The sequence below is a fragment of the Paraburkholderia ultramafica genome (genome assembly GCF_902859915.1).
In the GTDB taxonomy this organism is placed as follows: Bacteria; Pseudomonadota; Gammaproteobacteria; order Burkholderiales; family Burkholderiaceae; genus Paraburkholderia; species Paraburkholderia ultramafica.
In genome coordinates, this window is sequence record NZ_CADIKK010000014.1 from 1 (window position 1) to 13,371 (window position 13,371).

9 protein-coding genes and 1 pseudogene are annotated in these 13,371 nt (G+C 65.9%); 5 read left to right on the top strand and 5 right to left on the bottom strand.

Annotated elements, in window-relative coordinates:
• Positions 1-159 (bottom strand): annotated as a pseudogene (locus tag HV744_RS16085) (polyhydroxyalkanoate depolymerase); the annotation flags it as partial.
• Positions 160-339: 180 nt separating this feature from the next.
• Complete coding sequence (locus HV744_RS16090; protein WP_175150477.1) at positions 340-2,220, bottom strand: glycoside hydrolase family 15 protein; 1,881 nt, start codon at positions 2,218-2,220, stop codon at positions 340-342.
• A gap of 230 nt (positions 2,221-2,450) precedes the next feature.
• On the opposite strand from HV744_RS16090, the gene HV744_RS16095 reads away from it, so the two are divergent.
• Positions 2,451-2,696, top strand: coding sequence for a hypothetical protein (locus HV744_RS16095; protein ID WP_175150478.1), 246 nt, complete (start codon positions 2,451-2,453; stop codon positions 2,694-2,696).
• Positions 2,697-2,889: 193 nt separating this feature from the next.
• Here HV744_RS16095 and HV744_RS16100 read toward each other — a convergent pair whose 3' ends face one another.
• The gene (locus HV744_RS16100; protein ID WP_175150479.1) at positions 2,890-3,042 is read right to left on the bottom strand and encodes a DUF3096 domain-containing protein; all 153 of its coding nucleotides are present in this window, start codon (positions 3,040-3,042) and stop codon (positions 2,890-2,892) included.
• 406 nt (positions 3,043-3,448) lie between these two features.
• Between HV744_RS16100 and HV744_RS16105 the strand changes: the two genes are divergently transcribed.
• Entirely contained in the window at positions 3,449-4,609 is a 1,161-nt protein-coding gene (locus HV744_RS16105) for a lactonase family protein (protein ID WP_246279059.1), read from the top strand.
• 175 nt (positions 4,610-4,784) lie between these two features.
• On the opposite strand, the gene HV744_RS38010 is transcribed toward HV744_RS16105, so the two are convergent.
• Positions 4,785-8,540 (bottom strand): FtsK/SpoIIIE family DNA translocase, encoded by a 3,756-nt coding sequence (locus HV744_RS38010; RefSeq protein ID WP_281363650.1) that lies wholly within the window; start codon positions 8,538-8,540, stop codon positions 4,785-4,787.
• A 304-nt stretch (positions 8,541-8,844) separates the two neighbouring features.
• On the bottom strand, positions 8,845-9,384 hold the full coding sequence (locus tag HV744_RS16115) for an META domain-containing protein (RefSeq protein ID WP_175150481.1): 540 nt from the start codon (positions 9,382-9,384) through the stop codon (positions 8,845-8,847).
• A 249-nt stretch (positions 9,385-9,633) separates the two neighbouring features.
• On the opposite strand from HV744_RS16115, the gene purT reads away from it, so the two are divergent.
• From purT to HV744_RS16130, 3 genes are all read left to right on the top strand, one after another.
• Positions 9,634-10,848, top strand: a complete 1,215-nt coding sequence (purT, locus tag HV744_RS16120) for a formate-dependent phosphoribosylglycinamide formyltransferase (RefSeq protein WP_175150482.1) — start codon at positions 9,634-9,636, stop codon at positions 10,846-10,848.
• A 118-nt stretch (positions 10,849-10,966) separates the two neighbouring features.
• Complete coding sequence (locus tag HV744_RS16125) at positions 10,967-11,335, top strand: MliC family protein (RefSeq protein WP_175150483.1); 369 nt, start codon at positions 10,967-10,969, stop codon at positions 11,333-11,335.
• Between the two features lie 268 nt (positions 11,336-11,603).
• Positions 11,604-13,256, top strand: a complete 1,653-nt coding sequence (locus tag HV744_RS16130; RefSeq protein ID WP_175150484.1) for an acetolactate synthase large subunit — start codon at positions 11,604-11,606, stop codon at positions 13,254-13,256.
• The last annotated feature ends 115 nt before the right edge of the window (positions 13,257-13,371 follow it).

Below are 13,371 nucleotides of genomic sequence, written 5' to 3' on the forward strand. Positions count from 1 at the left end.
AAGCCGGTAGAGCAGCTCGTAACCGGCTGAGAGGCGCGTGGCGCCCGGCACATAGGCCAATGGACTGGCGGGATTCGCGAACGATTTCGACGCGGCCTGGGCCCAGGCGGTAAGGGGGCTCAACATCGCCCGCTGGAATTCGTGCAGTTGGTAGAGCATAGGTGCTCCGTGTTAAGCGGTTCGCATGGGGCTTCGCAAACACGCGTGAAGCGTTGCGGCGGGCCATTATGGTTGTAGGCACATTGTTTTTTGGCCGACAGTTTGCTCGATCATATCGAACAAAGTGCATTTGTGCAATGCAGCAATCTGCGCGCGAGTAGCCCGCAAACTGTCATTCAATCATGCTACCGGCGATGTTGCCGCGCCGCTATCGGGGGTTGCCTCAGCCTTAAGTTTTCCTGATGGGTTGCCGTCATGGGCCGGATGGCCGGTTGCCTGCGCCATCTCCTGTTCGTGCTTCATCAGGTTCAGACCGGTGTGCACCAGCGCCACATGCGAAAACGCCTGCGGAAAATTGCCGACCAGGCGCTTCGCAGCCGGATCGTACTCTTCGGCAAGCAGGCCGACGTCGTTGCACAGCGCGAGCAGCCGTTCGTACATCGCAATCGCTTCGTCGATGCGGCCTTGCAGCGCCAGGTTGTCCACCATCCAGAACGAGCAGGCGAGGAACGTGCCTTCGCCGGGCGGCAGGCCGTCGTCGTATTCGGTGGTGCGATAGCGCATCACGAAGCCGTCGCGCATCAGGTCCTTCTCGATCGCCGCCACGGTGCCTTTGATGCGCGGATCGTGCGGCGGCAGGAAACCGAGCATCGGCATCAGCAGCACGCTCGCGTCGAGCTGGTCGCTGCCGTAGGACTGCGAGAACGCGTTGAGCGCGGGATTCCACGCCTTTTCACACACTTGCGCGTGAATTTTCGCGCGGGTCGCGCGCCATTCGTCGAGCGGGCCGTCGAGCTTGAACATCTCGGCCGAGCGGATGGCGCGATCGAACGCGACCCACGCCATCACCTTCGAGAAGGTGAAATGCTGGCGGCCGCCGCGCGTTTCCCAAATGCCTTCGTCGGGCTCCTGCCAGATCGTGTCGAGGTGGCCCAGCAGCGCGCGCTGCACGTTCCACGCGGTGTCGTCCGCCTGCAGGCCGCCGACGCGCGCCAGATGCAGTGCATTCATCACTTCGCCATAGACGTCGAGCTGGCGCTGGTCGACCGCGTTGTTGCCGATGCGCACCGGCTGCGCGCCTTGATAACCCGGCAGCCAGTCGATTTCGAGTTCCGGCAGCCGCCGCTCGCCGGCGATCCCATACATGATCTGCAACTGATCCGGCGCGCCGGCCATCACGCGGCCGAGCCAGCTGCGCCACGCGCGCGCTTCGTCGTAGTAGCCGCCGCGCATCATCGCGAGCAGCGTGATAGTGGCATCGCGCAGCCAGCAGTAGCGGTAGTCCCAGTTGCGCGTGCCGCCGAGCTGTTCCGGCAGCGACGTGGTGGGCGCGGCGACGATGCCGCCGGTCGGCTCGTAGGCGAGCGCCTTCAGCGTGATCAGCGAGCGGCGGATCGGCTCGGCCCAGCGGCCTTCGACGGTGCCGCGCGCCGACCATTCGAGCCAGTGATTCTCGGTGCGCGCTAGCGCCGTGTGCGGATCGCGCGCGGGCGGGATGCGCAGATGCGAAGCCGCATAGGCCAGCGAAAACGGCACCCGCTCGCCTTCGCTCACGGTGAACTCGGCGACGGTCTTCATGTCTTCGCCGCGCAACTCGACCGGCGTGCGCAGCACCGCGTTGTCCGGTCCGACGATCGCCTTGATGCCGCTGTCGTGCTTGAGCCGGTCGACCCACGGAATCGAAAAGCCGTAGTCGAAGCGCAGCACCAGCTCCATCTTCATGCGCACGGTGCCGCGTTTGCCGACGACGATGCGCACCAACTCCGACCAGCCATTGCCCGGCGGCATGAAGTCGACCAGCGTGACGGCGCCTTCGGAGGTTTCAAAATCGGTTTCGAGGATCATGGTTTCGCCGCGATAGCGGCGCGCGATGCTCGGCGCGGTGTCCGCGACCGGGGAGATCAGCCAGCGGCCGTTGTCGGGCGTGCCGAGCAGGGCGGCGAAGCAGGCCCCGGAGTCGAAGCGCGGCCAGCAGAGCCAGTCGACGGAACCTTCGCGGGAGACGAGCGCGGCCGTATGGCCGTCGCCGATGAGCGCATAGTCTTCGATGAGTGCGGGCATGGGGAGCGTGTCAGTGATGACGCGTGGCGAGGGCCGCCGCGCCGGGGTCGTCGTTATTACCGGACTCGCATGATGCGCTTTGGTTCATCACGCAATGCGGCAAAACGTGAGTTGGTAATTTGTCAAACCAATGCCTACAATCGGACTTCGTGCCGACGTCCGGAGCCTTCCGGGTCGCGAGTCGGCCTTGCCCATGGCGTATGCAGACGCCGTTTCCGAGGACGAAAGCTATGCTGAATCCGTCGAAATCCGATTGCATCACGATTCTCTCGGCCGCCAGCGAACTCGCTGACGATTCAATGTTGCCGCTCGATCATGGCCGGCTGGGCCTGAGCCGCAACGGCATGCTGGCCGCAGCGTCTTTTCTGGTCGAACGGGCTTGCTTCCGGCGCTATCAGGAAGGTGACGGCCATTATGCCGTCGGCGCGCTGTCGCTGCAGGGGCGTTTGCGGCTCGACCAGCTTTCGAACGGTTGAGCGTCGGCGCTGGGGCAGTTTCATTTCCGCCGCGGCGCTCCCGCAGTCCTGCTCTCCCTCATCCATCCGCGCGGCCGCCGCCATGCGCGTGCGCATCGTCGCGCGTGGTGCGCCGGCGATGCGGGACGCAGCCGGACCCGCGCCGCGCCCGCTCGTGCGCCTGTTGCCGCTTGCGCCGGCTGACTGCGCCCGCTCAGAAGTGCCTCGACCCGACGTCGAAGATCCCAATGATGCCGATGATGATCAGATAGAGCGCGACGATGTAGTTCAGCAGGCGCGGCATGACGAGAATCAGAATGCCGGCGATCAACGAAACGACCGGGCCGAGACTGAGTGTGACGTTCATGAAGACTCCGTAGTTGTGAGTGTGAGACGCCAGGACGCGATTGAACAAACGCCCCGCGACGCGGGACAGGAGCTACCGATGCACGCCGGGTGCCGGTAGCCGGATCCGCTGCATGATCCGCTGCTTGATCCGACATAACGCTTTTATACTTGCCTCGATAAGAACAACGCTCGACCCTCCGCGTGGCGGACCAGAGACACGACAACAATTGCTTCGACCCAATAACCGATGTCCAGGAGGTCATATGCTTCGTGGTCGCCGGGCCGCCGTGCGTGCCGTTTCGAGTTCTGCTTCGCCTTATGCTGCGCTTTCTTTTGCACCTTCCGCCGCTGCATCCGCTGGGTGGCGCACAGGGCGGCCTGTTCCTCTGCGCGCCGCCCGCTCGATAATAAAAGGTTTCGTGCTCATGGTCTCGATTGTTGCTTCGCATGCGTATGCGCAAGATTCCGGCCCGGTCCCCGCGGACGGCGTCTACAACATGCTGGTCGGCACGTACACCGCCGGCAAGAGCGAGGGCATCTACGTCTACCGCTTCGACACGAAGACGGGTGCGGCCACGCGCGTGTCGGTGGCGCAGACGGTCAATCCGTCTTTCCTCGTGGTGAGCCGCGACCGCCGCTTCGTCTACGCGGTCAACGAATTGCCCGGTGACAACGGCCCGGCCACGCAGCGCGGCGGCGTCAGCGCGTTTCGCTTCGACGCCGCGCGCGGGCAACTGATGTTCCTCAACAAGGTGTCGTCGGATGGCAACGATCCGTGCTACCTGAGCCTGTCGCCCGATGAGAAGTATCTGCTGGGCGCGAACTACTCGGTGGCGCCCGACCCGGGCGGCAGCTTCGCGGTGTTCCCGGTGCAGGCCGACGGCCAGCTCGGCACGTCGGTGCTGACCGTGCATCACGAGGGCGGCGGACCGGTGAAGGGGCGTCAGGACAACTCGCACGTGCACTCCACCGTGTTTTCGGCGGACGGCCGCTATCTGTTCACGCAAGACCTCGGCGCCGACAAGCTGTACTCGTACCACTACGCGCCGGGCGACAGCCACGGCCCGGTCACGCCGACCGACTCGGGCTACACCCGGCAGAAGCCGGGCACGGGTCCGCGCCATCTGGTGTTCGGCGCGGACGGCAAGCACGCGTATCTGACGAGCGAACTGGCCGCCACGGTCAGCACCTTCGACTACCGCGACGGCAAGCTCACCCCGGTGCAAACGCTGCCGCTGACGGAGCCGGGTTTCAAGGGGGCGGTGGGCGCGGCGGCGATCCGTCTGTCGCCGGACGGGCGCTTCGTGTACGCGTCCAATCGCGGCGACGCGAACGAGATCGTGATCTTCTCGGTCGATCCCGCCAATGGGCATCTGAAGAAGATCGGACATCAATCGAGCCTCGGCAAGTCGCCGCGTGAATTCGCGATCGACCCGACCGGCAACTGGCTGATCGTCGGTAATCAGAACAGCGATACCGTCTATGTGTTCAAGCGCGATCAGCAGAGCGGCCTGCTCGATCCGACGCCGAAGCAGCACTTCGAACTCGGCTCGCCGGTGGATTTCAAGCTGGTGTCGCCGTCATGACGGACGGCTCTGCGCGCGGTCTGAGCTGAACGCGCGGGCGGGATGAAAAAAACACGGGCCGCTTGAAGCGGCCCGTGTTTTTTGCGGCTGAGTGTGCGTCGCAGTCGGTTGCGGTCCCTTGCCGCCTGCCGCCGCCCGTCGCCTTTTCGACTGGCGGCAGCGGCGCGCCGGCCCGCTATTCCGCCGGCCCAGGCGCCAGCACTTCGCGGCTGCCGTTGATGCTCATCGCCGACACGAGGCCCGCCGTTTCCATCTGTTCGACCAGACGCGCCGCGCGGTTATAGCCGATGCGCAACTGTCGCTGCACCGACGAAATCGACGCGCGCCGCGTGCGCACCACGAACGCGACCGCTTCGTCGTAGAGCGGGTCGGCTTCGGCATCCGGCGATTCGCCGAACAGGTCCTGGGCCGCGCCGCCGTCGGTGGCCGGGCCGTCGAGAATGCCTTCCTCGTATTGCGGCTCGCCGAACTGCTTCAGATACTCGACGATCCGATGCACTTCCTCGTCGGCGACGAATGCGCCGTGCACGCGTTGCGGGTAACCGGTGCCCGGCGGCAGGAACAGCATGTCACCCTGGCCGAGCAGCGACTCGGCGCCCATCTGATCGAGAATCGTGCGCGAGTCGATCTTCGACGACACCTGGAACGCGACGCGCGTCGGGATGTTCGCCTTGATGAGCCCGGTGATCACGTCCACCGAAGGGCGCTGCGTCGCCAGAATCAGATGGATGCCGGCCGCGCGCGCCTTCTGCGCGAGCCGCGCGATCAGCTCTTCGATCTTCTTGCCCGCGACCATCATCAGGTCGGCGAGCTCGTCGATCACGACCACGATCAGCGGCAGCGGCGCGAGCGGCTCGGGCGCCTCAGGCGTCAGCGAGAACGGGTTGCCGAGCTTCTTGCCCTTGGCTTCGGTGTCGCGGATTTTCTGGTTGAAGCCGGCGAGGTTGCGCACGCCGACCGCGGACATCAGCCGGTAGCGTTTTTCCATTTCGCCGACACACCAGTTCAGCGCGTTGGCCGCCAGTTTCATGTCGGTGACGACCGGCGCGAGCAGATGCGGAATGCCTTCGTACACCGAAAGCTCCAGCATCTTCGGGTCGATCATGATCAGGCGCACTTCTTCGGGCGTCGCTTTATAGAGCAGCGAGCAGATCATTGCGTTGATCGCGACCGACTTGCCCGAACCGGTCGTGCCCGCGACCAGCATGTGCGGCGCCTTCGCCAGATCGGCGACCACCGGATGGCCGGTGATGTCCTTGCCCATCGCCAGCGTCAACTGCGAATGCGAGTTCTGATAGACGCTCGCTTCGAGGATCTCGGACAGACGGATCGTCTGGCGCTTGGCGTTCGGCAATTCGAGGCCCATGCAGGTCTTGCCGGGAATCGTTTCGACCACGCGGATCGACGTGAGGCCGAGACCGCGCGACAGGTCCTTCATCAGGCCGACGATCTGACTGCCGCGCACGCCGAGCGCCGGCTCGACTTCGAAGCGCGTGATGACCGGACCGGCCGATGCGCCGACCACGGTGACCGGCACCTTGAATTCCTGCAGACGCTGCTCGATCAGCAGACCGGTTTCGATGAGCTTTTCTTCGGAGACCGGTTCGACGTCGGTGTCCGCGCGCGCGAGCAGATCGAGCGTCGGCAATTCGACCATCGACGCGGCGGGGGCGCGGAACTCGAAGCCGTTGGCCGGCGCGTGGCCGCGTAGCGGTGGGCGCTGGACGGCGGGTTCCGGGGTCGGCTCGGTGGTGAGTTGGGGTGGTGGTGGGGCGGTGGGGGGGCCTGGGGTTGTTGGTGTTGTCGACGCTATTGCGGCGATGGACGGTTCGCTGCTGGGGGCGTCGGCGATAGCGGGTGCAAATGCGCTGAGCGTTTCTTCAACGCGGTCGGCGGATGCCGACCGCGCGGCTTGAGCAGCGAAACCTGGGAAGCGAACCACGTTCGACGACGCGTGCGGCTCGACGCTTTGCGGCGTTACGGACGCAGCGAGGTTTGCTGCGTTCGTTGCGGTTGACGAAGCGAATGCGCCTGCCGGTTCCGATACGTCTGGCAGGGGAGGGGCGTCCACCGTTTCCGTGTTGTGCGACGGTGCCGATTCGCTCGCGCTGGCGACGTGCAGCGGCGCGGTGTCGTGGGATGTCCGCACTGCAGGTTCCGACGTAGCAGGTACAGATGCAGCAGGCACAAACGCGGCATCCACAGCCGCAGCTTCAGCCATATCCACAGCCGCCACGTTTGCCGCCAGCACCGGCGTATCCGTCAACGGCGCATGAATGATCGGCGGCTCAATCGGCCATTGCACGACGGACTCGGTGCTTGCCTCGACCGGCGTATCGATTGCGGTTTCCATCCATGCCGGTTCGATGGGCGCCGTTTCGACCGGCGCTTGCGCAAACGACGGCGCCGATGCACGCTCGACGACCTCCTGCAAAGGTTCATACGCGCTAGCCGACGCAGCCGTCTGAACCGCGCCGATACCCTGCGCACCGTCGCCGGATTGCTCGACCTCGACCGACGGCGCGGCGTTCGCCGCAGCCACAACCTTCACGCCTTCCGCACTGCTGCTGCGCGCGAGGCTCACGCCGGCCAGATCGGTCCAGCGCGCGGCGTTTTCCGCGATGCTGCGAAGCGTCTCCTCGACGCTGGCGGGCGGCGAGACTTTCTGCGTTGTCGCCATTGGCCGCGTGTAGCTCGGAGTCGGCCGACGCGTGGCCGACGTCGGTGTGACGCCGTTCGCAAGCGGGGCGGCCGGGAATGGTTGGCCAGGTATCGCGGTGCGGGTGACCGGAGCCGCTGCGCCCGCCGCGCCCTGCATCGTCGACGGGCGGCTCGCGCCGGCCGCGGCATTCGCCAGCGAACCCGCAGCCGAGCTGGTAGCCGCGCCCGAAGCAGTGCGTGCCGCCGCGCCGGCGTGCGCCGCCTTCGCTGACGCGCCCGACGCGCCAGCCGCGGCGGCCGCAGCCGCCAAACCCGCGCCGGCGCCAAACGATCCTGCCGAGCGCTGCTCACCGGCCGAGCGCCGGCCGACCTGCAACGCGGCATCGCGAGGCACAGCGCCAGATGCGCCAGATGCGCCTGATGCGCCAAATGCCCCAGTCCCCACCGCCGCTCCCGCCACCGACGCACCCGCACGCGGCGCCGTCTCACGTAACCATCCCGCTGGCGCGACCGGCTCGGTCGGCATGAACGCCGCCTTATCCGCATTCGGCGCCTGGTTTTGCACCGACGCCTGCCGCGGCGAAGTCGACGCGCCGGTGCGCAGCACCGGCTCGATCTGCGTCGGCTGGCTGCGCGGTGTTGGCGCGCCTGCGCGCCAGCTCGACCCGGCACCACGCGCCGCCGCGTCCCTGCCCGCCGCGGTGCCGGCTTTGCCAGCACCAGCACCAGCACCAGCCGTACCCGCACCACGCCCGCTCGCCGGCGGCCGCCAGACCGTCGGACGCGCATAGCGTCCATTGCTTTTCGGCGCCATCGTGTTGGTGGCCGGCGAAACGTGCGACGGCAAACCGTCGTCGACGCTGCGATGCCGACGCGCTGCTTCGTCGCGCTTAGCCAAACCGCGCGACAGACCGAGACCGAACGCGCCATCCGCCCAGGCGGCGAAATCGCGCCAGCGGAAGTCGATCAGCCAGGGCAGGCTGATCGCGAGCAGTGCGAGCGCCGCGAGCGGCGTGCCGATATGTCCGAGCAGATGGCCGAAGCCCGCGGCCAGCGCATGGCCCAGGCCATTGACGCCGGCCACGCCGATCAGCGACGCCTCCAGCGTGCAGCTCGCCGCCATCACACAGACGAAGCCCAGCCAAAGACGGATCGTGCCGGGGCCGCGCAAGCCTGCGCCGCCCGGCAGCACCGACTTCACGAGACGCCACAAGAGAGGAATGAACCAGACGGCCGACCCGCCGAACCAGCCGAAAACTACCGTGTGCATACTAGACATCAACGAATGAGGGACGCGTAAAAACGCAATCCGTCGAGTTTAAACCGGCGAAGCCGAGGCTTCGAAGGCCGACGCAAGTATGCTTGCGTCCCATGGGAAAGCGGACCGCCGCGCGGCCCGCCATCGGCGAAAAACAACGGCTGACGAAGCGGTCCGCGCCCATCGCGCAGACCGCATCGAACGCGGCCGCACACGTTCGTTGGTGCATCGAACGGTTCACCCGCCGCCACACCACCACATCCACACCGAACATCACGCTGCCAACCGGCAATCCGCCTGCCGATGCGTGCGCCGTTCACCTGGCGCTGCGGTCGAAGGTCAGCGTGTCGCCGTTATCGAGTATCAGCTGCATCTGCTGCGGCGCGCGCATCTGCACGCCGGTGCGGTCGATGCGCGTCAGCGCGTCGAGAAACACGCTTTCAATCTTGCCGCCCGGCGTCATGCACGCCATGCGCGTGCTGCCCAGCGCGCCGAAGCTCAGCTTGCCGTCCTTCAACGCGTACGAACCCATGAAGCGGTTGCAGCCCGAAAAGCCGCTGGCGTGACGCTGGCCAGTCGCGGTGGAGAGCGTGAGCGTGAGCGGCTCACCCTGGTCCGCGGATGGAATCGCGCGCGCCGTGCCGTCGGCCTGTTTCCAGGCGCTCAGCACCCAGCTGGTGTCGTCGAGCAACTGGGCGGCGGCGGGATTGAACGGGTCGGGCGCCGGGGCTGCCGAGTCGGGATGCTTCGGCATCGCGCAGGCGCTCAACAGCGCGGCGACGCTCAGCGTGACGATGGCCGCGCGCAGAGACGGGGTGAAGCGCGCAACACGTCGCGCGGAGGAGCTTTGGAGCATTGCGTCGTTCCTCTTCAAACTGGCGAAGGCGTAAGGGTAACGCACTAAGCTTGCCGCACGCGAGCGCAACGGCGTGCGGCAAGCTTATTGAGACATAGCGGCGCCGGTGCGCGGCGCCGTCGTGCCCTTCACGCGCAGATCGAGATACAGGGAGATGGCCGCCGCGAGCAAGGCGCGGCGAGGGGCCCGCATGTTAACATCGTGCCCTGACCAATCCCACCCTCATCCCGACATTTATCTGGAGACCCCATGCAGATCGGCCAACGGATCGGCACGCCCCTTTCCGATTCCGCTACGCGCGTCATGCTGCTCGGCGCCGGCGAGCTCGGCAAGGAAGTGATCATCGCGCTGCAACGGCTGGGCGTCGAAGTGATCGCCGTCGACCGTTACCCGAATGCGCCGGGCCACCAGGTCGCGCATCGCGCGCACGTGATCGACATGACCGACCGCGCCGCGCTGCGCGCGCTGGTCGAACAGGAACGCCCGCATCTGATCGTCCCCGAGATCGAGGCGATCGCCACCGATGCGCTCGCCGCAATCGAAACCGACGGTCTCGCCGAAGTGATCCCGACCGCGCGCGCCACCCAGCTCACGATGAATCGCGAAGGCATCCGCCGTCTCGCCGCGGAAGAGCTCGGCCTGCCGACCTCGCCGTACGCGTTCGCCGATTCGCTCGACGAGTTGCGCGCGGGCATCGCCAAGGTCGGCTATCCGTGCGTCGTGAAGCCGGTGATGTCGTCGTCGGGCAAGGGCCAGTCGGTGCTCAAGAGCGACGCCGACGTCGAACCCGCGTGGCAATACGCGATGGCGGGCGGCCGCGTGAATCACGGCCGCGTGATCGTCGAAGGCTTTATCGACTTCGAATACGAAATCACGCAGTTGACGGTGCGCGCGATCGACCCGGCGAGCGGCGCGGTGAGCACGTATTTCTGCGATCCGATCGGCCACGTGCAGGTGGCGGGCGACTACGTCGAATCGTGGCAGCCGCAGCCGATGAGCCCGCTCGCGCTCGAACGTTCGCGCGAAGTGGCGCACAAGGTGACGGCCGCGCTCGGCGGCCGGGGCCTGTTCGGCGTGGAGCTGTTCGTGCGCGGCGACGAGGTCTGGTTCTCGGAAGTGAGCCCGCGTCCGCACGACACGGGGCTCGTCACGCTGTGCTCGCAACGCTTCTCGGAATTCGAGCTGCATGCGCGCGCGATCCTCGGCTTGCCGGTCGATACGTCGCTGCGGGCGCCGGGTGCGTCGGCGGTGATCTACGGCGGTCTGGACGAGGCCGGCATTGCATTCGAAGGTGTCGCGGCGGCGTTGGCGGTGCCCAATGCGGATCTGCGCCTGTTCGGCAAGCCGGAGAGCTTCGTCAAGCGCCGCATGGGTGTGGCGGTGGCCACCGGCGAGAACCTCGACGAAGCACGCTCGCGCGCGAAGCAGGCCGCGGCGGCGGTGCGGCCGGTGTCGGCGAAGTAAGCGGCGGCGCGGCGCGCTGAGATGCGCTCACGCATGTCGATGCGCGACGATGCGCGACCCACGATCCAACACCCGCGCGCCGGCCATGTTCGATACGCAGCAACAATCGAGGCATCCGATGAAGACATGGCTTGTTGCAACAATCATCGCGGCGGGTCTCGCTGCGCTTGACAGCAGCGCATGGGCCGCGCCATTGCAGTTCCCGGAGATTCAGACCAGGAATCACCAGACGCACAAATACACCTGCGCGACCGGCAAGATCCTGCACGTCACCTACTGGAACACGGCGAACGGTCAGAGCTTCGCGCTGGTGCCGGTGAAAGGCAAACCGATGTTGTTCGTCAACACGATCTCGGCGTCCGGCGCGAAATACCAGGCCGGCAGCTACACGTGGTGGACCAAGGGCCCGCGTGCCGACCTGTACGACGCGATGAGCGGCGCAAACGCGCCACCGATTCTCTCCGACTGCGTCACCATCATTCGCTAGCCATGAGGCGGCGGCTTTCGTTCTCCATGCCGCCGCCCGTCCCGCTCGCACCCCGGCTGCTTCACGTCGTCCCCGCAGCGCGGCATGGTCCGCCAGCGCGCATCAATTCCGTTCGAGTAGTAAGCTGTCCGGCATGGCATTCGCCGTGCCGTCATGCCATGCCGTGCGTTGCCCGCTGTCCGCGCGGCCGTCGTCCTCGATCGTCCGTTTCCGGACCCTAACGGTCGGGCTCAGGGCCCCAAGTCCGTATCATCAAGCGAGACCCTCAATGAAAGCATCGGACCTGTTCGTCAAATCGCTGGAAGCCGAAGGTGTCGAGTACGTGTTCGGCATCCCCGGTGAAGAAAATCTCGATCTGCTCGAATCGCTGCGCCGCTCGAAAATTCGTCTGATCCTCACGCGCCACGAACAGGCGGCCGGCTTCATGGCCGCGACTTACGGGCGTCTCACCGGCCGCACCGGCGTGTGTCTGGCCACCCTCGGCCCGGGCGCGACCAACTTCGTGACCGCCGCGGCGTACGCGCAGCTAGGCGGCATGCCGATGCTGATGGTCACCGGGCAAAAGCCGATCAAGTCGAGCAAGCAGGGCCATTTCCAGATCGTCGACGTGGTGCGGATGATGGAGCCGCTCACCAAGTACACACGGCAGATCGTGTCGATCGGCAATATTCCGGCGGCGGTGCGCGAGGCGGTCCGGCAGGCGGAAGAGGAGCGGCCCGGCGCCACCCACCTCGAATTGCCCGAAGACGTCGCGCATGAGGAGGGCGACGGCAAGCCGATTCCGAAGAGCTTCAGCCGCCGCCCCGTCGCCGAGGAAAAAGCGGTGGCGCGCGCGGTCGAGGCGATCACCAGCGCGAAGCATCCGTTGCTGATGATCGGCGCGGGCGGCAATCGCAAGACCACCACCAGGATGCTGCGCGAGTTCGTCGACCAGATCGGCATTCCGTTCTTCACGACGCAGATGGGCAAGGGCGTGATCGACGAATCGCATCCGATGTGGCTCGGCAACGCGACCTTGTCCGACGGCGACTTCGTGCACCGCGCGATCGACCACGCGGACTGCATCATCAATGTCGGTCACGACGTGATCGAGAAGCCGCCGTTCTTCATGCGCAGCGGCGAAGCGGGCGAGAAAACGGTGATTCACGTCAACTTTCTCGGCGCGGAAGTCGACACGGTGTATTTCCCGCAGATCGAAGTGGTCGGCGATATCGCCAACGCGGTGTGGCAACTGAAGGAAAGCCTCAAGGCGCGCCAGGAGCATTGGGACTTCACGCGCTTCAAGGAGATCAAGCAGCACTTCGAAGCGCATCTGGTCAAAGGCCAGCACGACGACCGCTTTCCGATGTACCCGGTGCGCATCGTCAACGACGTGTACGAGACCACGCCGGTGGACGGCGTCGTGTGTCTGGACAACGGCATGTACAAGATCTGGTTCGCCCGCTATTACCGTGCGCATGAACCAAATTCGCTGCTGCTCGACAACGCGCTGGCGTCGATGGGGGCGGGCTTGCCGTCCGCGATCGCCAGCAAGATCGTGCACCCGGACCGCAAGGTGATGGCCGTATGCGGCGACGGTGGCTTCATGATGAATTCGCAGGAACTGGAAACGGCGGTGCGGCTGAAGCTCGATCTGGTGATCCTGATCTTGCGCGACGACGCGTTCGGCATGATCCGCTGGAAGCAGGAAAACATGAACTTTCCCGACTACGGCATGACGCTCGCCAATCCGGATTTCGTCGCGTACGCGCAGAGCTATGGCGCGCAGGGGCATCGGATCGAATCGGCGGCGGAGTTCGCGCCGTTGCTGCGCGAATGCTTCGTGACGCCCGGCGTGCACGTGATCGACCTGCCGATCGACTATTCGGACAACGAGCGTGTGCTCAATCGCGAGATCAAGCGGCTGTCCGCGCAACTGTGAGCTTTATCTGAACCGTATTGGAGCGGCAAGTGAGCGATATATGAGCGGCATACGGGCGGCACGGCCCTTGCTGGCCGCGCAGCGACTGTCAGGCATCGGATCAAGGAGAGCGCGT